15 protein-coding genes, 3 tRNA genes and 1 pseudogene are annotated in these 19,290 nt (G+C 42.4%); 9 read left to right on the top strand and 10 right to left on the bottom strand.

Annotated features, from left to right (window positions below):
- Window positions 1–25 precede the first annotated feature (25 nt).
- Window positions 26–1,252: a phosphoglycerate dehydrogenase gene (gene serA, locus BI198_RS07230; protein ID WP_070048948.1), complete on the top strand. Its 1,227-nt coding sequence runs from the start codon at window positions 26–28 to the stop codon at window positions 1,250–1,252.
- 125 nt (window positions 1,253–1,377) lie between these two features.
- Here serA and BI198_RS07225 read toward each other — a convergent pair whose 3' ends face one another.
- Together BI198_RS07225 and gltX are read right to left on the bottom strand one after the other, a co-directional pair.
- A complete protein-coding gene (locus tag BI198_RS07225; RefSeq protein ID WP_070048947.1) occupies window positions 1,378–2,175 on the bottom strand; it encodes a DUF481 domain-containing protein in 798 nt (265 codons plus the stop codon).
- A gap of 227 nt (window positions 2,176–2,402) precedes the next feature.
- A complete protein-coding gene (gltX, locus tag BI198_RS07220; protein WP_070048946.1) occupies window positions 2,403–3,821 on the bottom strand; it encodes a glutamate--tRNA ligase in 1,419 nt (472 codons plus the stop codon).
- A 229-nt stretch (window positions 3,822–4,050) separates the two neighbouring features.
- On the opposite strand from gltX, the gene BI198_RS07215 reads away from it, so the two are divergent.
- The 3 genes from BI198_RS07215 to BI198_RS07205 all read left to right on the top strand — a co-directional run bounded on the left by BI198_RS07215 (window position 4,051) and on the right by BI198_RS07205 (window position 4,468).
- A tRNA-Val gene (locus BI198_RS07215) sits at window positions 4,051–4,126 on the top strand.
- Window positions 4,127–4,285: 159 nt separating this feature from the next.
- Window positions 4,286–4,361, top strand: a tRNA-Val gene (locus BI198_RS07210).
- Window positions 4,362–4,392: 31 nt separating this feature from the next.
- A tRNA-Val gene (locus BI198_RS07205) sits at window positions 4,393–4,468 on the top strand.
- 213 nt (window positions 4,469–4,681) lie between these two features.
- On the opposite strand, the gene BI198_RS07200 is transcribed toward BI198_RS07205, so the two are convergent.
- On the bottom strand, window positions 4,682–5,314 hold the full coding sequence (locus BI198_RS07200) for a 7-cyano-7-deazaguanine/7-aminomethyl-7-deazaguanine transporter (RefSeq protein WP_070050730.1): 633 nt from the start codon (window positions 5,312–5,314) through the stop codon (window positions 4,682–4,684).
- A 326-nt stretch (window positions 5,315–5,640) separates the two neighbouring features.
- Between BI198_RS07200 and BI198_RS07195 the strand changes: the two genes are divergently transcribed.
- Together BI198_RS07195 and BI198_RS07190 are read left to right on the top strand one after the other, a co-directional pair.
- Complete coding sequence (locus BI198_RS07195) at window positions 5,641–6,072, top strand: hypothetical protein (protein WP_070048945.1); 432 nt, start codon at window positions 5,641–5,643, stop codon at window positions 6,070–6,072.
- 6 nt (window positions 6,073–6,078) lie between these two features.
- A complete protein-coding gene (locus BI198_RS07190; RefSeq protein ID WP_070048944.1) occupies window positions 6,079–6,537 on the top strand; it encodes a hypothetical protein in 459 nt (152 codons plus the stop codon).
- Between the two features lie 134 nt (window positions 6,538–6,671).
- Here BI198_RS07190 and cls read toward each other — a convergent pair whose 3' ends face one another.
- Together cls and BI198_RS07180 are read right to left on the bottom strand one after the other, a co-directional pair.
- A complete protein-coding gene (gene cls / locus BI198_RS07185) occupies window positions 6,672–8,102 on the bottom strand; it encodes a cardiolipin synthase (protein ID WP_070048943.1) in 1,431 nt (476 codons plus the stop codon).
- A gap of 11 nt (window positions 8,103–8,113) precedes the next feature.
- A complete protein-coding gene (locus tag BI198_RS07180) occupies window positions 8,114–8,356 on the bottom strand; it encodes a DUF1971 domain-containing protein (protein WP_201243428.1) in 243 nt (80 codons plus the stop codon).
- Window positions 8,357–8,621: 265 nt separating this feature from the next.
- Here BI198_RS07180 and BI198_RS07175 point away from each other — a divergent pair, with 265 nt between their 5' ends.
- The 3 genes from BI198_RS07175 to BI198_RS07165 all read left to right on the top strand — a co-directional run bounded on the left by BI198_RS07175 (window position 8,622) and on the right by BI198_RS07165 (window position 11,900).
- On the top strand, window positions 8,622–9,200 hold the full coding sequence (locus tag BI198_RS07175) for a hypothetical protein (protein WP_070048942.1): 579 nt from the start codon (window positions 8,622–8,624) through the stop codon (window positions 9,198–9,200).
- A gap of 84 nt (window positions 9,201–9,284) precedes the next feature.
- On the top strand, window positions 9,285–10,703 hold the full coding sequence (locus BI198_RS07170; RefSeq protein WP_070048941.1) for an L-serine ammonia-lyase: 1,419 nt from the start codon (window positions 9,285–9,287) through the stop codon (window positions 10,701–10,703).
- An 84-nt stretch (window positions 10,704–10,787) separates the two neighbouring features.
- Complete coding sequence (locus BI198_RS07165) at window positions 10,788–11,900, top strand: serine hydrolase domain-containing protein (protein WP_070048940.1); 1,113 nt, start codon at window positions 10,788–10,790, stop codon at window positions 11,898–11,900.
- A gap of 10 nt (window positions 11,901–11,910) precedes the next feature.
- Here BI198_RS07165 and BI198_RS07160 read toward each other — a convergent pair whose 3' ends face one another.
- From BI198_RS07160 to smc, 5 genes and pseudogenes are all read right to left on the bottom strand, one after another.
- Complete coding sequence (locus tag BI198_RS07160; RefSeq protein WP_235605274.1) at window positions 11,911–12,405, bottom strand: DUF2919 family protein; 495 nt, start codon at window positions 12,403–12,405, stop codon at window positions 11,911–11,913.
- A gap of 24 nt (window positions 12,406–12,429) precedes the next feature.
- Window positions 12,430–12,765 (bottom strand): DUF3392 domain-containing protein, encoded by a 336-nt coding sequence (locus BI198_RS07155; protein ID WP_070048939.1) that lies wholly within the window; start codon window positions 12,763–12,765, stop codon window positions 12,430–12,432.
- Window positions 12,766–14,796, bottom strand: coding sequence for an NAD-dependent DNA ligase LigA (ligA, locus tag BI198_RS07150; protein WP_070048938.1), 2,031 nt, complete (start codon window positions 14,794–14,796; stop codon window positions 12,766–12,768). It lies immediately after the preceding gene.
- Window positions 14,797–14,899: 103 nt separating this feature from the next.
- Window positions 14,900–15,817 (bottom strand): cell division protein ZipA, encoded by a 918-nt coding sequence (gene zipA / locus BI198_RS07145; RefSeq protein ID WP_070048937.1) that lies wholly within the window; start codon window positions 15,815–15,817, stop codon window positions 14,900–14,902.
- Between the two features lie 14 nt (window positions 15,818–15,831).
- A pseudogene (smc, locus tag BI198_RS07140) lies at window positions 15,832–19,267 on the bottom strand (chromosome segregation protein SMC).
- Between the last annotated feature and the right edge of the window lie 23 nt (window positions 19,268–19,290).

Raw genomic sequence — 19,290 nt, 5'->3', positions numbered from 1 at the left:
TTTAACGCGACTTAAAGAGAGCAATATGGAAAAATTTTCACTGGCCAAAGATAAAATTAAAATTTTACTGTTAGAGGGCCTTCACCAAAGCGCTGTGCAAAGCTTTAAAAGCCTTGGGTATAGCAATATTGAATACCTTAAAACTTCATTGCCCGAAGATGAGCTAATTGAACGTATTAAAGATGTGCATTTTATTGGTATCCGCTCGCGCACTCAGTTAAGTGACAAGGTATTAGACGCTGCTAGCAAATTAGTCGCTATCGGTTGTTTTTGTATCGGCACTAATCAAGTCGATTTACAAGCTGCCCTGCTACGGGCAATTCCGGTATTTAATGCACCGTTTTCTAACACCCGCTCGGTGGCTGAATTAGTGTTAGGCCAAATTATTATGTTATTACGTGGTATTCCACAGCGTAACGCAGCTGCGCACCGGGGTGAATGGCTAAAAACCGCCAATGGCTCGTTTGAAGCGCGTGGTAAAACACTGGGTATTATTGGTTATGGCCATATCGGTACTCAATTAAGCATAATGGCCGAAAATATTGGTATGCGCGTGCAATTTTATGATATTGAAGCGAAGTTAGTGCTGGGTAACGCTCATCAAGTCAGTTTAAGCGAACTGTTAAAAACCTCTGATGTCGTCACCCTTCACGTGCCTGAAACCGCACAAACCAAGAATATGATTGGCACCGCTGAACTAGATCTAATGAAACAAGGCAGTATTTTAATTAATGCCTCACGCGGTACTGTGGTTGATTTAGATGCCTTAGCCGAAGCGATAACCAGTAAGAAAATTGCCGGTGCTGCGGTCGATGTGTTCCCTGTTGAACCAAAAGGTAACGACGAAGAGTTTATTTCTCCGTTACGTCAGTTCGATAATGTGATTTTAACCCCGCATATCGGTGGTTCTACCCAAGAAGCACAAGAAAACATTGGCTATGAAGTTGCTGGTAAATTAATTAAATACAGCGATAACGGCTCAACTTTGTCAGCAGTTAACTTCCCAGAAGTATCACTGCCAGCACATAAAGGTCGTTCACGCTTGCTGCATATTCATAAAAACCAACCAGGTGTACTAACCAAAATTAACGAAGCTTTTGCTAAACATAATATTAATATCGCCGGTCAGTATTTACAGACTAACGCTGATATTGGTTATGTGGTAATAGATATCGATTCTGATGATGTGGAACAAGCTTTAAACGAGTTACGTAATATCCCTGCGACGTTAAAAGCGCGCGTATTACACTAAAAGTAGTTATACCCTTAACTAAAAGCTGCTAACTATTAGCAGCTTTTTTATTGAAACAGAATGAAGCTGAAGGGTGTTTTAAAATGCCAGTCACAATTAAACTGCATTTATTATCGAGTGTTAACTTAAAACGTATAGACAATAGAAGCTGAGGTTTCGGTTTCTAACCCTTCCAGTTTTGCTTCAGGCTGCGAGTTATATTTCATCACAAAGTTTAACCGCATCGACAGTTTATCAATCAATTTTGAGGTGATACTACTGCGGCTTAAAAACACCGAGTTCTGGCTATTTAATGACATAGAACCTTCCAATGTCTGCCGAAACTTACTATTTTCATTTAAAGCAAAATCCAAGTTAGCTGACAAATACCACAACGCACCAGATTTACGTTTACCTTTAGACGACTCTTGAGAACCAAAACCTGGGCCTGTTTCTATATCTAAGTAACTGGCTTGCTTCTCGTATAAACGATTACCATAACCCACCACTAAAGAGGCTTGTTCGGTATAGGCACCAAATTTATCATGCAGATAAGCGCCTCGGCCAAAGATAGTTTGGCGGCCTGTCACAATTTTATAGTTGCTTTGGCCAGTAAAACCATAGCGGTTAGCAGTCGTTTTGCGGTGTTTATCACCGGTAGTTTTATCTAATATATTATTTTTTTGAATTAAACTTTGTAGCTGATACCTATTACGAAAATACTCTAAATCATGCACTAGCTCACTGTTCAGCCGAATAGCAAACGAGTCTGTATTACCCGTGGTATATAAGTAACCTAATTCAACATCTCCGGTAACAGTACCAAAAAAGTCGAATGGCTGTAGTGGCTCTTCACCATCAGGCAATATATCTGTTTCTGCGGCTTGCGCAGTAAATAAACTAAAGCCGATTAAAAAGCAGATAGCAGATTTAAAAAAATGCATCGTGTAGTAGAGAAACTCCCATCGGGTAACAGAATTAAGCTATTATTTAGCTATTAGCTAGTAGTTAAGTTATTAGTTAAGCTAATTAATACAGTGATCGTTTAACGGATCGTAAAACTTATTTTAAAAGCGCCACTAGTTTATCAGCTTTGATGTTCAACCCAAGTAAACTGAGCTGAACATCTTGGCTTTTTGCCGCGTACTAATGGCTATCACTACACTTTACATTAGGAGTTAGTTTCAGCAATACGTTGCTCTACAAACGCAATGGCTTGCTGTAAACGCGCTAAGCTGCGTGTTTTGCCAATTAAGCTTAGGGTTAAGTCTAATGCCGGCGAATTACCGCCACCCGTAACAGCAACACGCAGTGGCATACCAATTTTACCCATACCTACACCTAAGGCTTCAGCCGTATCATTAATGGCTTGGTGCAGCGTAGCTTGGTTCCAATCTGTTAATTCAGCTAGTTTGGCTGCAATGGCTTGTAAAGGTTCCAGTGCTACTGGACGTAAATGCTTTTTAGCCGCATCCGCATCTAGCTGCTCAAAGTCTTCATAAAAGTAACGGCTGACTTCAACCAGTTCTTTTAATGTTTTAACCCGTTCAGCTTGGGCTGCCACTAAATCGGTTAATGCAGGGCCATTACTGGTATCTAACTGTTGCTCGGTTAAATGCCATTGTAAATGGGCAACGACCTGCTCAGCGGGTAAGGTTTTCATGTAATGCTGGTTTAACCAAATTAACTTATCAGTGTTAAACGCTGATGGCGCTCGATTACAATCACTTAAATCGAACATTTGGATTAACTCGTCTTTACTAAAAATCTCTTGATCACCATGTGACCAGCCTAAACGAACTAAATAGTTTAAAAGGGCTTCAGGTAAAAAGCCGTTATCACGGTACTGCATAACACCTACCGCACCATGGCGCTTAGATAAACGCTTACCGTCATCACCTAAAATCATTGGCACGTGAGCATACTTTGGAATGTCGGCACCTAAGGCGGCTAAAATATTCATTTGGCGTGGCGTGTTATTAACATGGTCATCACCGCGAATAACGTGGGTAATACCCATTTTCCAGTCATCAACTACTACCGTTAAATTATAAGTTGGTGTGCCATCGCTACGAGCAATAATTAAATCGTCTAATTCGGCATTAGCAATTTCAATTTTACCTTTAATCATGTCATCAATCACCACTACACCTTGTTGTGGATTTTTAAACCGGATGACAAAAGGTTTATCGGTTGGATGATCCGTACGGTCGCGCCACATACCGTTATAACGAGGCTTTTCACCCGCTGCACTTTGCGCTTCGCGCATAGCATCTACTTCTTCAATAGTACAAAAGCACTTATAGGCGTGACCTGAAGCAACAAGCTGGGCGACCACTTCTTTATATAAATCGAAACGCTGGGTTTGGTAAAAAGGGCCAGAATCATGATCTAAACCTAACCAAGCCATGCCTTCTAAAATAGCGTCGACAGAAGCTTGAGTAGAACGTTCTAAATCAGTGTCTTCAATGCGTAAAATGAATTCACCTTGGTTTTTACGCGCATAAAGCCAGCTAAATAATGCAGTACGAGCACCACCAACGTGCAAATAGCCAGTAGGGCTTGGAGCGAAACGAGTAACTAAAGACATAATATATCCAATGCGGGATGAAATTAGCGCTATTGTAGCAATGACACAGATTTGATGCACCCGCTATACCTAACTGATTACAGCAGTTTTTTAGGTTTTGCATCTTGCGGCTCTTAAAACAGCCTAATTAGCCGCAGAATGTTTACTTTTGCAGCAAGCAGTGCAGAATTGCGAAAATAATGTTGACAGCTTTTCTCTGCTCCCTATAATGAGCGCCATCAAACAGCGTGGATTGTTAGCTCAGCTGGGAGAGCACCGCCCTTACAAGGCGGGGGTCACTGGTTCGAACCCAGTACAATCCACCATATTTGGTTGAGTCATGAAAGAGCACCGCCCGCTCCTAATGACAAAACGGTTGCCACTGGTTAAACCCAGTACAATCCACCATATTTTGATCTTCATATAAGCACTATTTGTTTTATGATGAACAACTATAAAATGTTGTGATATAGTAATTTTCCCATGGATTGTTAGCTCAGCTGGGAGAGCACCGCCCTTACAAGGCGGGGGTCACTGGTTCGAACCCAGTACAATCCACCATTTACTATTTATAAGTTATACCGCATCCCATGGATTGTTAGCTCAGCTGGGAGAGCACCGCCCTTACAAGGCGGGGGTCACTGGTTCGAACCCAGTACAATCCACCATTATCTTCTTATCCAATTTCCAAAATAATATTACATCGTTAGCTCAGCTGTGAAAGCACCGCCCTACTCTTTGCTAAGACACGGTTGCCACTGGTTCGAACCCAGTACAATCCACCATTATCTTCAGCACCGCCCTAGTCTTTATTAAGACACGGTTGCCACTAGCTCGAATCTAACAGTAAATTTGCCCTAATATACGAGACAACCCTAATGTTAAACGACTACTTTTTGAGCTGAGCTTAGCTGCATTCGTTTTAACAGTGCATTGAGTATAAGGCCATACATAGGCACAAAAATCAGTAGGCTTATAAGTAATTTTATTACGTAATCCACTACGGCAATTTCTACCCAGTGCTCGGCCATAAACGGGTTACTACTGTGCCAAAAGGCAATAAAGAAGAATACAAAGGTATCGATTAAGTTACCTAATATGGTTGAGGCGCTTGGAGCAAGCCACCATTGGCGCATTTGGCGTAGGCGGGCAAATACGTGCACGTCAACCAACTGTCCTACTACATAAGCCGCGAAACTTGCTATAGATATTCGCAGCACAAAAACGTTTAATACTAGCAATGTTCCCCAGCCATGAAAGTCACCTTCGTGAAATAGCGCCGATACGCAATACGACACCAGCAAAGCAGGTAGCATAACGTAGCCAATAACTCGTTGGGCTGGCTGCTTGCCTAGCAAACGCACGGTTAGATCTGTCGCGAGGAAAATAAACGGGAAACTAAAAGCACCCCAAGTGGTTTGCCAACCAAACAGCTCAATCGGGAATTGAACCAAGTAGTTACTAGAGATGATAATTAAAATATGGAACGCAATAAGCGCAATTACAGTTTTCATTACAAAACCTTTTTGAATGGGGCAAGGGAACCATTGCTGTTGCCAGCATAACGAGGCGCGAATTATACCCATAATATCCCGTCGGGTATAGAGCACTAGCTTTCTTTGAGGAGGAATGCCTTAGTTGCTGATAATGACCTACAGGTTTAAAAGGCTTATGTCATCGCAAATCGTGCAAAATCGATTAAGCGCAACTAGTATTAGATAGGTTGCCAGTGGAATATGCGGCTTCAGCTTAAGCCTCAAAGCTCGGTGTGAAATAAGCACCTAACAGAATTCTGGTTAACTGGCCGTTAGGTTATAAAATATTGCAGGTTAACTTTTAAATGGAAAAGCATTTTTTAAAGTTTATCTTCTCAGGTCTATTTGTCCTTATTCTTGCCGGGATATTCTATGTGATATACAGGCCAGAATCGCTAATTGTATTACAGTTATTTGGTGACACTCGTGTTTTAGACCCTATGTTTTTGTTTTTTGGTACTGGCTCGCTGCCATCCTTTTTGCATACTTTGGCTTTCTGCCTTTTGACCACGGCATTTGTAAAAATAACTCGAAATAATGTTATTTTTGTTAGCCTATTCTGGTTTTTAATTAATGCCAGTTACGAATTATTTTCTGCTTCACAGTATGCTGAGCAAGTAGGAATGCTGTTCTATGGCGATGTATATGATGTTATTTCTTCATTTTTTGGTGCTTTCGCTTATTTGGCTTTTACGTTTCGTTTTTGCGCCGAGTTAAATCCAATTATTAAGGAGTAGTTTATTATGAATAATCTCAAGATTATTGGTATTGGGTGTATTGTAGTTATTGGGCTAGCTGCAATGTTGGGCTCACAAAGCACCCCCCGCTCAAGTCCAGAGCCTGTTTTTACCTCTTTCTCATTAGTGCCTCAAGTTGTCTGCTTGAATCAAGGGATCCCACTTGTTCAGGTCAATTATGAATTTGACCCAGATGGTTGGAACAATGAGAACACCTTATGCACAACAATATATGCTAATGGAGATACAGTTCATCCTACTTTGAGACATCAGTGTCTTAGTGACGGTACAACGGGTAGCTATACCTTTAATTTACAGGATCACTTTGGTACCAATATTCCTCAACAAGTTACTGTACGTGTCGAGTTAACCCCATCTGTTGCAGGTGAAACCTATGATTTTAGAGAGGGTGTGGTTGACACAAGAGTTGATTGTCCACCTGCAGGTGGCGTTCCAATTCCATAATATAGGATGACCGATCAAAATTTAATATATGACTATGGCGCCATAAGCTGCTTAAAGCTTTTGACGCCGCCTTTAACATAAAATTATCGATTCAACCCCTAATTGATTACAGCTCCAAGTTAGCAAGTTACCTTTTACAACACTGGGCCTATGGTCGCGATAACGTTGTGCCAAATACGCCGGTAATAGCGCCAAGCTAGTACAGTGGCTAATTCAACCTTTTCTGAGTTATTAATATAGACTTGCTGGCGTTGCCGAATAGACATAGTAGTGGCGTGATCCTGTAACAGGATATTGTTTTCGTAATTTAAATCAAAGCTGCGTAGGTCTATGTTTGAAGAGCCTATTAGGCTGACACAACCGTCAATGGTCAGGGTTTTAGCGTGCAACAAGCCACCTTTAAATTCATAAATAACACAACCAGCATCAAGCAGCTGATGGTAATAGCTTCGACTCGCTGCGGATACAATCCAACTATCATTCCTCTTAGGGAAGATCAAGGTCACTGCCACCCCCCTGTGTGCGGCTGCGCACAGCGACTCTAAAACCGTAGCATCCGGCACAAAGTAAGGTGTCGTTATTATTAACTCACTTTCTGCACTCGCTATTAAGTTAGAAAAAAGCTGTGGTGTGGCGCCTCGACGTTCCGTAGGCCCTACGCCCATTACCAGGGCGGGAAACCCTCCAGCAATCTGCTCTGTCTTCAGTTCGAACTCGTCCAGTGACTTGCCAGTGGTCTGCATCCAGTCACTTGCAAACAACAGCTGATTCTGGGCCACTACTGGCCCTTGAAACCGCAGCATGATATCCACCCAAGGCCCGTATTTTGCTTTGGGCAAAAACTCCGGATCGGCCGAGTTTCGGCTGCCACAATAGGTTAAGCGCCCGTCAATAACAGTAATTTTACGGTGATTTCTTAAGTCTAAGCGGCTAAGTAACATGGTGAGAATCAGGTTTCGAAACGACAGTGCTACTGCCAGTTCAACACCAGCCTGTTGCATACGTTGCCAAAGCTTAGATTTAATAAAGGCACGAGAACCAAGTCCATCGGCCATGGCACGGCAGCTAACGCCTCTTTGTGCAGCTCGAATTAACGCTTCGGCGATATCAGTCCCCATATTGTCATTGAGCCAGATATAATAGAGCACATGTACATGCTCGGTGGCAGCGTCAATATCTGCGATTATCCGTGCACGTGTGGCATCGCCATCTGCCATCAGTTCAGCAGTATTACCCCCTACAGTATGAAAACCATTAATCGAGCCCGCATAGCGAAACCCAGGGCGATAAAGCGGATCAATCAAACTTTCGACACTCGACTTATCTCCCATAAAACTCCGTGCTTTGGCTCTAATTTCAGTAAAAATATCGTCGTGTCGTCTAATAGCACGATTGCCAATATCAATTTCACCAAATAAAAAATAACTGGCAACGCCAAAATACGGTAATACGTTTAAGACAATAAACCAAGCCAGCCGCCCCGGTGGTGATAAATCATCACGAAGTAAAATTCGAGTTGTAAATGTCAAAACCAACATAAAGTGAAGAGCAACAACTACAGTCATTTATATTCCTATCAATACTGCGGTGGGCTGTTAGCAAATTGACCAGCTTTAATTACCACTGTTTGCTCTGGTTCGGTGGCGGCTTCATTGGCAAAGCCGTAAAAAGTAACCGTACCTTGCATTACACAAATTTGACCAAACACACCTTCAGCGGTGTTGTGATGAGTTAATAACGCTTTAGGAATGTTATCCTTGGTAAAAAAGTGAGTTGAACGCTTAATTTTCCAATGGCTTGGAATAATCAAATGACTCATGGTAACTCCTCAGTTAATGAGATTAAAGCCTAGACGCTTTGCTAAGCTATGGTCAAGTAGCTACTTGCTAACATAAACTTATCTGACAGACTGTTTTAATGATTAAAACCTAAACATTCGTGTTTAGCCTATAGTATACCCAATATAGTATGCTGAATAATTTATAATGTTAAAAAACAATTATTTATAGATAAATATCATTCGCTACAAGATTAAGATTTGAAACATTTAATTAAAATCAATTCTTCAAGCTAGGAGAAGCCTAATGTTTAAACTTATACAAAAGATAGTAATATTGCTGGTGGCTTTGTCTTTTATATTCGTTACTGGTTGTGCCAGCAATCCATTAGGCATGAGTGATGATGAATGGGTATTATTAACCCCTACTCAACAATTTGAAGCCCGTAAGATCCAAGATGCACGAGATGAAGCGGCTAGAGTGCGTCGTGCGGAGCAAAAAGCACAAGAGGTAGCTGAACAAGTTCAGTTAGTAGAACTTCGCCGCACAGCCCCCTTAGGTGATGTAGTTCAGTGTACTATTACCAATGCGCTAGGTCACTTTGCTAAGAACGAATGGCACCCAGCTCAGCCTATCAGCATTGAAATGCACCGCTCCGAATCAGCACGAAAATTAAGCCTACAACGCCAAAATCATTCAAACTTAAGCAGTATCTTACACATGGGGTTTGATGGTCTGAATGTTAAGGTGTGCCGTTGGCAAAACCGAGATTGTAATGTTTTAGCGGCCACTGAAGCTCAGTTTCGCCATGGCATCTCAACAAAAATTAATGTTAAACAAGCGGTAGAAGGCACGCTTTTTTGTTCCTACCCACTACGTAGGTAGGCTGCCTTAGTGAGTCTTTTGTATTAGCGAGTGCACAGTTCTATAACTCGTAGCTTAACGTTAGTATCCATAAGGAAGATTATAATGGAATCAATCAGTGTATTTGAAATCATCAAGGTAGGAATTGGCCCTTCAAGCTCACATACCATGGGGCCATGGAATGCTGCAGAGTTGTTTTTAAATCTTCTTCGTAAAGATCATAAATTATCTGAAGTAAAAGAAGTATTTGTTGAGTTTTTTGGCTCTTTAGCTAAAACAGGTATTGGTCACGGTACTGATATTGCCGGTATGTTGGGTCTGTCTGGTGAAAACTTTAAGACCATAGACACCACAAAAATCACAGAAAAAATTCAGACAATTAAATTAGCAAACAGCTTAAAACTAGGTGCTGAAGTCGATATTCCCTTTGTATATGGTCATCACCTTATTTTAAATAAGTTAAAGAGTTTAGACTTTCATCCCAATGGGATGATTTTTAAAGCCGTTTTTAAGGATAAAACTGAACTAGAGCAAGATTATTACTCCATTGGTGGCGGTTTTGTTGCAACCAAAGAGGAAACGTCGGCCGATGAGGCTTGTACTCGCACTTTATATCCCTGTCATTATGGCAAAGATGTACAGTTTTATTGTGATAAATTAGACGTCTCATTTTCAGATTTAATTTATTTAAATGAAGAAAGTTGGCGAACTAAATCAGACACAGATGCTCTTGCATTAGACATTTGGGAGAATATTAAAGACTGTATTTATAAAGGTATAACTCAAGAAGGTATATTGCCTGGAGGGTTGCGGGTGGTTCGTCGTGCTGCTGGCTTAAACCGCAGATTATTAGGCGAAGACAAACACTATTTCAATCGAGATCAATGGTATCAGATGGTAGTTGAAGCAGAAGCCAATTTTGTTAATATTAATAAATGGGTTTCTTGTTTTGCATTGGCAGTTAACGAAGAAAATGCCAATTTCGGCCGTATCATTACCGCGCCAACCAATGGTGCCAGCGGCATTATTCCTGCCGTTTTAATGTACTCACAAGCTTTTACAGAATTTACCGGTAACGATAAAATTATTCGTTTTTTATTGGTAGCCGGAGAAATTGGTACCTTGTTTAAAAAGAACGCAACCATTTCTGCGGCTATGGGAGGATGCCAAGCAGAAACGGGTGTGTCATCAGCTATGGCTGCAGCAGGCTTAACTGAAATTATGGGCGGCTCACCAGGGCAAGTGTTAATGGCTGCCGAAATAGCCATGGAACACCACTTGGGACTAACCTGTGACCCAGTAGCAGGCTTGGTACAAATTCCCTGCATAGAGCGAAACTCAATGGGGGCGATTAAAGCCATTACTGCGGCCAATATTGCCATAGAAAGCGACCCTGCCAATGCCAGAGTAACCTTAGATGAAGTAATTCAAACCATGTGGGAAACTGCGCAAAGTATGAATAATAGATTTAAAGAAACTTCAGAAGGCGGGCTGGCTATTGCTGTTAATATTGCAGAGTGTTAATTAATATCTGTAGCAAAAAACATTCAGCAACAGATACCTACAATAATGTACCTTTTAAACACAAGTTTTGCAGACATATTCTTTATGAACTTATCTTCACTAATTGAACAAGCGTTGCATACACAATATCAAATTAGCCAGCAAACCAAAGAGCAACTGCCAGGTGTGACCGCGACAGTTTCTCTGCCTGATGGCAGTCTAATTAGCCATGCCTGTGGTTTTGCAGATAAAGAGTCACATATACCTATGACCTGTAATGCACGCATGCCAGCGGGTAGCATTGGTAAAACCTTTGTTGCCGCTGTGGTACTTAGTATGGTGGCTGATGGCGTAGTCGAACTTGATACACCTATATCTAAGTGGTTTGTAGACGCGGACTGGTTTTGTCGGTTGCCAAATTATAACGTCATTACCTTACGTCATTTGCTGAATCATAGCAGCGGTATTATCGATCATGTTTATGACACTGGTACAGACTTTGCGAACTATATAAAGAACATCCTTAAGTCTGACAATCCAGCTCAAGCCATTGAACCGCATAAACTGCTGCAATTCGCGCTAGATCGCAAGCCGCTGTTTTTGCCTGGCACAGGGTTCCATTATAGTGATACTGGTTACATACTCATCGGCATCATTATCGAGAAAGCCAGTTCACACAGTTATTATCATGAGTTGTCTAAGCGCATTCTAATACCGCTGCAATTAACCGATACTGTTCCACTTCATCGCCGCGACATCCCTGGCATAGTGCAAGGCTATGCTAGGCAGAGTCGGCGTTTATTCGGTATACCAAAACGGGTGATTGCAGACAACCAACTTGTGTTTCATCCATCAATTGAATGGACCGGTGGCGGTATCGTTAGCACATCATCAGATCTGGTTCGTTGGGCCAAAGGGCTTTTCGAGGGTAAGGCTATTACGCCGCATTTACTAAACCAAATGCTGACATCTATAGCAAAACCTGAACAGCCGCCAAATACGTTAGGCCCAGTGCTCGGTTACGGTTTGGGCATTAACATAATAAAAACAGAATTCGGCAGCTGTTATCGTCATCATGGATTTTTTCCAGGCTATAACTCCCTACTGGCTTATTATCCTGATAAAAAAATCGCCATTGCCATGCAAATTAATACCGACAATGCAAAAATTGAGCGCTATTTTAATGCTATTGCGACAGAAATATTTAGGCCACTGTGATTTGGTTAGTTTATTTATTAGCTGTTTTCTTTTTATCTTCAGCAGTTGGCCATTCGGCAAACACTAAACCTAAAGTACGCGAGCGCATTAGCCACAAGATGCCAACACTTATTGCGATAGGAGCAAGTATGCGCCATGGCGCATCTAGCATGACTTGGTCTGGCAGGTGTTTAATGGTTAGCAATAAATCAATTATCGCCACCAGCAATAATATGATTCGGCTGTGCCGCCAGACTTGAAACCACCACGCTTGACCTTTGGGTTTACGTTGGCTAATCGCGGCTAATATCAGTAATAATGGGCTGGCAATGGCGCAAGCTATGATAAAGTCGAATTGCAACGGATAGATTAACGACAATATATCGCGTTGCGATTCGGGCAAGGTTAGCACTAACACCCAGCTTATATAGGGCCGCAACAATAGCAATAATAACCAATATAAACGCATAGGCACTTTATGCAGCCCATGATCGTCTAAGACTGGAAATATATTATATTCTTTCACAGCGAGAGCGTCATACTAAATACTTCATAGCTGGCGTCTGCGCTGGGCCAAACTGCCTAGTATTATAAATATGGCTAAACAAAACCAAGGTAACCACTGATTACTAAATTTAGCTAATTGCTTGGCCACCACTGGGGTTAACAATATGGTTAAGGCACCATAGCCAAAAGCACAAAGTAGTATAAAAATACTGGTACGCCAAAAAAAGTGCATATGGGCAATTTGCCGTCTAACGGCTCGGTTTAAGTCATCACCAAATACCACTAAGCAAGTAGCAACCATTGCTAAGGCGATATCTCGTACATAAGGCCGAAACAAACTGCCCCACTCGTTTAGTAATGAATTTAATAAATCGGCCAATTAATTTACTCCATACTGATTAAATACATCCAGCATCTCTTGCTCACTCCAAACAGTCACATTTAGCTCATTGGCTTTGACTAATTTAGAGCCCGCATTATCACCGGCGATTACCGCGTGGGTTTTCGCCGAGACAGAGCCCGATACTTTAGCGCCTAACCGCTGTAGCTTAGCTTTAGCATCATCGCGCCCCATACTGGTTAAGGTACCTGTTAACACTAAGGTTTGACCGGCTAAGGGCTGCTCCGTCTGCTCTAATTTAGCTATTTCTGGCCAGTGGATATCCGCTTGGCATAACTGCGTGATCACGGTTTGATTATGCTCTTCGGCAAAAAAGCTCTGCACGCGCTCGGCTACGACAGTGCCCACGTCGTCTACTTGTTGTAACTGCTCGATACTTGCCTGCTGAATAGCCGGTAGCGTAGTAAAATGATTAGCTAAGCTTATAGCTGTCGCCTCGCCCACGTCACGAATACCTAAGGCATAAATAAAGCGCGCAAGCGTGGTTTGTTTTGACTGCCTAATAGCATGCAGCAAGTTCATCGCCGATTTTTCTGCCATGCGCTCTAAACCCAATAAGCTGGGCATATCTAGCTGGTAAATATCGGCAGGGGTTTTTATTAACCCTTGTTCAACTAATTGCTCGGCTAACTTATCACCAAAGCCATCTATATCCATCGCTTTACGCGAGACAAAGTGCTTAATAGATTCTTTTAATTGCGCGCCGCAGAATAAACCGCCACTACAGCGGGCTGCAGCTTCTCCGCTAATGCGCTCGATATGAGAATCACAAACAGGACACTGGGTTGGAAACACAATGTCACTGGCATCATCAGGGCGTTGCTCTAACACCACTGAGACAATTTGCGGGATCACGTCACCTGCTCGGCGCACAATAACTTGATCGCCGACTTTAATACCTAAACGCGCTATCTCATCTTGGTTATGTAAGGTGGCATTGCTAACAGTAACACCACCGACATTGACTGGCGCCAAACGGGCAACAGGCGTAATAGCGCCGGTGCGGCCCACTTGAAATTCTACGGCTAATAACTTGGTAAGCATCTCTTGGGCTGGAAACTTAAAAGCAACGGCCCAGCGCGGCGCTCTGGCAACAAAGCCCAAGGCTTGCTGTTGCGCTAATGAATCCACTTTAATAACCACGCCGTCAATTTCATAAGCTAATGAATCGCGCTGCTGCATAATATGCTGATAATAATCTAGTGCCGCTTGGCTGCCTTTGACTTGGCGTACTTCAGGGCATATTGGCATACCCCATTGCTTTAATTGCATCAGTTGTTGGTAATGGCTGTCTGTCGCTAACTTTTTGTTGCTATCAATTACTTCACCTATACCATAAGCATAAAACATTAGTGGTCGCTGAGCGGTAATTTTGGCATCTAATTGGCGTAAACTGCCTGCGGCGGCATTGCGCGGGTTAGCAAATATTTTTTGCCCTGCTTTAGCCGCTGCATCGTTCATGGCATTAAATCCGGCCAGTGGCATAAATACTTCACCGCGCACTTCTAATACTTCTGGTACATCACCTTGTAAACGCAGCGGAATGGCCCGGATAGTTTTAACGTTTGTGGTAATATTTTCACCGGTACTTCCATCACCACGAGTGGCCGCTTGCACTAATTCGCCATTTTCATAACGGATACTGACGGCTAAACCATCTAATTTCGGCTCAGAGCAAAAACTAAATTCCGCGCTGCTATCTAAGCTGTCGGCGATGCGTTTGGTAAAGGCAAAGAATGATTCGTCATCAAAGGCATTATCCAGCGATAACATGGGTATCTGATGTTGTACCTGGCTAAATTTGGCTAATGGCTTAGCACCCACGCGTTGAGTGGGTGACGTGCTGCTAATTAACTCTGGATGTTCAGCCTCAATGCGTTGTAATTGCTGAAATAATCGATCGTATTCTGAATCAGGCACCGTTGGCTGATCTAACACATAATATTGATAACTATATTGCTCTAATTGCTGACGTAATTGTTGTAATTGTAAGACAAGAGACTGAGACATGATGGGGATACTCTTAAAAAAGCATCACTGATATTAACCTAACAAAAACGGCAGGGAAATAACCTGCCGTTTTATTCATAAGGCTAGCAGCAGTGATTAACGGTTAACCATGGATCAACTTTTGACGCTGAAACTCACGTATTTTATCGACATAATGGCGCACAGTTTGTACGGTTAGCACGCTGCGTTGACCATCTAATACTTGGCCTGAAAACTCGCTGGCCAATTTTTTGGCTGCATTATGCATTAAGTTAAAGTTTTGCAACGCATCGCCAGGGCCTGGCAATGTCATAAATAAACTAACACCTCGGGTGTTAAGTTTGTCCATGTTATCTAAATCGAAGGTGCCTGGATTAAACATATTGGCCAAACTAAATAATACTTCGCCAGAACCTGAGCTATCGGTGTGACGATGAAAAATATCCATATCACCGTATTTAAAGCCCAGAGTCAGTAATGTACTTAATAGGTCTTCACCTTTAATTTCTTCATTTTCAGCCAATAACACATATAAAATTAATACTTCACTTGGCTGAGACAGCGTATTTTTTTCATCAGTATCATCCTGCAGGTACCCAGAGTCATCTTGCTGGTACCCAGTATCATCTAGCGGCAAACTTGACTGATCATCTTCGGCTAAAGCGGAAAAATTCAGCTCAGGCTCTTCGTTAGCAGTAAAAGCTAATTCTGTTTGCTGTTCTGGCCTAGCGGTTACAGGCCTAGCCGTTATAGGCTGAGTCGCTGTTGGTCTAGCCATAGCGGGTGTTGATAAAGCTGAATTGGCCGGCACTTTAGCACTGCTCTTTTGAGCACCTTGCCTAACCACTCTTACTTCACCCAGTCCTAACTCATCAAAGCCTTCGGTTTTAGTAGGCAGTGCTTCATCAGGTTGCTTGCTTTCATCATAATAGCGATGCTTAGGTTGGCCGCTATTCTTACGCACCGTCCACAGACCATGCACTAGCAAGGCTGTTAACACTAACGCACCAATGATAATTAATACTATACGAAAATCACTCATTAGATTACCTTTGTCTAGGAAGCTGTTGTCATTTTAACAGCATCGTCCACATCCACAGCCACGACGCGTGACACGCCAGGCTCTTGCATGGTCACGCCCATTAACTGTGTCGCCATTTCCATAGCAATTTTATTGTGGCTAATATAAATAAATTGTACTGTTTCTGACATTTCTCGCACCAAATTACAAAACCGTCCGACGTTAGCATCATCTAATGGGGCATCAACCTCATCTAACATACAAAACGGCGCTGGATTAAGCTTAAATATCGAAAACACTAATGATAAAGCGGTTAGCGCTTTTTCACCACCGGATAATAAATGTATTGTACTGTTTTTTTTTCCCTGGCGGGCGCGCCATAATGCTGACCCCCGTTTCCAGCAAATCGTCTTCGGTCAACGCTAAATAAGCACTACCACCGCCAAATACTTTGGGAAACAAACTTTTTAAACCTTCGTTTACCTGATCAAAAGTTTGCTTAAACTTTTGCCGAGTTTCTTTATCTATTTTACGTATAGCAGTTTCTAATGTTTCCATCGCTGCATGTAAATCGTCATTTTGGGCATCAAGATAATTTTTGCGCTCAGCTTGTTGCTCATATTCATCAATCGCAGCTAAATTAATTGCTCCAAGGCGCTGAATGGCTTCAGTAGTCAACTCTAATTGCTGCTGCCAATGCGCTTCATCCGCTTGTGATACTAATTCTGCCAATACTTGCTTTATATTAGCTTGTTGTTGTGCTAATTGCTCCAACATATTATTAGCCCGAACCCGATAACCTTCAGCTTCTACTCGTAAAGCCTCTAACCCAGCACGTTTATTTTGCACTAATTGCTCAATACCCTGCTGGCCTTGCTCTAGTTGGCGAATTCGCTGTTCTAGTTCAGACACGATATCTTGTTGGCGGTGCATATCCTGCTCTGCCTGTTCCAGCGTTAACAATGTTTGCTGCAACTGTTCTTGCAATAATAATTCGGGCTCATCATCTTGCTGTAACTTCAGCTTAAACTGCACCACTTGCTCATGCAACTGCTGCTGCTGTTGCTTAGCTCGCTGCAGACTTAGGGCTAACGTCTGCTGTTGCTGCTGACTCATCTTACATTGCAACACTAACTGCTGATGCTGCTGACGTTTTTGCTCATAGTGAGCTTTATGCTGGGTTAACTTATGCTGATACTGCTGTTGCTGCTCTGTTAATTGCTGTTGCTGCTGTTCATGCGTTAGCAATTGCGCTTCACACAACGCTAACTGTGTTTTATATTCTGCAACTTTCTCCAGTAGTACAGCGTGGTTTAACGCCATAGCTTCACTGTCACTGACTAACTTCGCGTATTGTTTTTCAGCTTGCTGTAAGGCTTGCTTTGCTAACAGTAGCGTCGTTTGTTGCTGATGCATCTGCTGCTGAGCTGTGCTGAGTTGCTGCTGTTGTAATCGCTGCTTTTCCGTTAACAGCGTTAATTGCTGTTGTTGCTTTAGCATGCCAGCTTCAGCTTGCTGAAAAGATAACTCAGCAGTATTAAGTTGTGGCTTTAATTCAGTAAGACGCTCTGAAATTTGCAAGTAATTATCTTGCTCAGCGCCCGCATATAGCCCCCAGTTAGTTCCCAGCCAAACACCATCAGCGCTTATAATAGACTGCCCCAAGCTTAACGAAGACTGAAGTGCATAGGCGTCTGCTGCATTTCTAGCCAATAACACTTGATCAAAGCTTTGTGGATAGACACCGCTGACAATAACACTGCTTAAACAGTTTTCAGTTGCAGAGTTTGTAGCAATCGCTGTTGCAGCACGCACAAAGCTTTCTTGGCTCTGAGTAGATTTAGAATCAGCATCGGCTACAACATTAGCGTGCTGTAATTTTCCTAGCACCATAGTGACAGCCAATGCCCAGCCTGGTTTGACTTCTAACTGGCGCAATAGTTGCTGCTGTTGGTTATCTTGTTGTTGCTGCTGTTGGGTTAAGCGTTGCTGCTCTAGTTGTAAACTCTGCCTTAGCATAGTTTGTTGTTGCAACTGTTGTTTAACCTGCTGCAACAACTCAGTTTGCTGCGATACTTCTTGTTCGATAGCAGCATATTGCACTTGTTGTTGCAGATAATGTTGTTCAGCTAATTCAAGCTGTTGCTGTTGCTGCTGACATTGCTCGACTAACGGTGTTATCGCTAACTGGGTAATATCCTGTTGCAATTGCAGCTGTTGTTGATTTAATTGCTGTTGCAGTTGTTGCTGGTTTTGCAGCTGCATACTTAATTGTTGTTGCTGCTTTTGCAATTGAAACTGTTGTTGCTGCCATTGCTGATAAGCTTGTTGCGCATTAAGTTGTTGTTGCTCTAGCGATGCTAATTGCAGCTCTAACTCAATCAGTTGCTGATCCAGCATGGCGATTTCGGGTTCATCTTCTGCTATTTGCAGTGATACCTGCTGGTATTGCTGCTGCTCACTAGCCATAAAGCTATCGCTTTGTTGTAAGCTTTGCTCGGCTTGCAACAGCTGTTGACTGAGCTGCTGCTGCTGCTGGCGTTGATGTAAGATTTGCTGCTCTAATCGCGTAATAACGCTGCCTAATTGATAAAAGCTGGCTTGTAATTGTTCAAATTTTTGCCGTGATTGTAAAGCTTGCTCTTTTAAGGCGACGAGTTGACGTTGCTCACTGCTTTGATCAGCATGATACTTTTCTAGTTCGGTGGTTTGTTGGCTAAGCTGGAGCTCTAGTTGCTCTAATCGGGTGTTATAGCTCAGCCATTTGATGCTGGTTAGTTCTGCTTTAAGCTTGCGCTCTTGGGCTTTAAGTTCTTTATAGCGTTGTGCAGATGTAGCTTGGCGTTTTAATTTTTCTATGTTTTTAGCCAGTTCATCTCGAATATCACTTAAGCGCGCTAAGTTTTCGCGGGTGCGTTTAATGCGGTTTTCAGTATCACGGCGACGTTCTTTATATTTAGATATACCGGCGGCTTCTTCAATAAAAACCCGTAACTCTTGTGGTTTAGATTCGATTAAGCGTGAAATCATACCTTGTTCAATAATGGCATAACTACGCGGACCTAAGCCGGTACCGAGAAAAATATCGGTAATATCACGACGGCGACATTTAGTGCCATTAAGATAGTAAGTGGATTGGGCATCACGGGTAACAATACGCTTAACGGCAATTTCGCTACGATCGGCTAAATTGCCGTTAATATGACCTTGAGTGTTTTCAAATAATAATTCGACAGAGGCTTGTGATACCGGCTTTCGCTGCGATGAACCATTAAAAATAACATCTGTCATGGCATCGCCACGCAGGTTTTTAGCTGAACTTTCACCCAGCACCCAACGCACCGCGTCGATAACGTTAGATTTACCGCAGCCATTAGGCCCTACTACAGCAGTCATTTGCTGCATAAAGGGCACTGTGGTTAAGTCCACAAAGGACTTAAACCCAGAAAGTTTTATATGTTTTAAGCGCATTTTAGCTAAGCATTAATTATTAT

This window comes from Rheinheimera salexigens (genome assembly GCF_001752395.1).
GTDB classification, from domain to species: Bacteria; Pseudomonadota; Gammaproteobacteria; order Enterobacterales; family Alteromonadaceae; genus Alishewanella; species Alishewanella salexigens.
The sequence above is the reverse complement of the archived record's forward strand: the minus strand, read 5'-3'. Positions and strand labels throughout refer to the sequence as shown.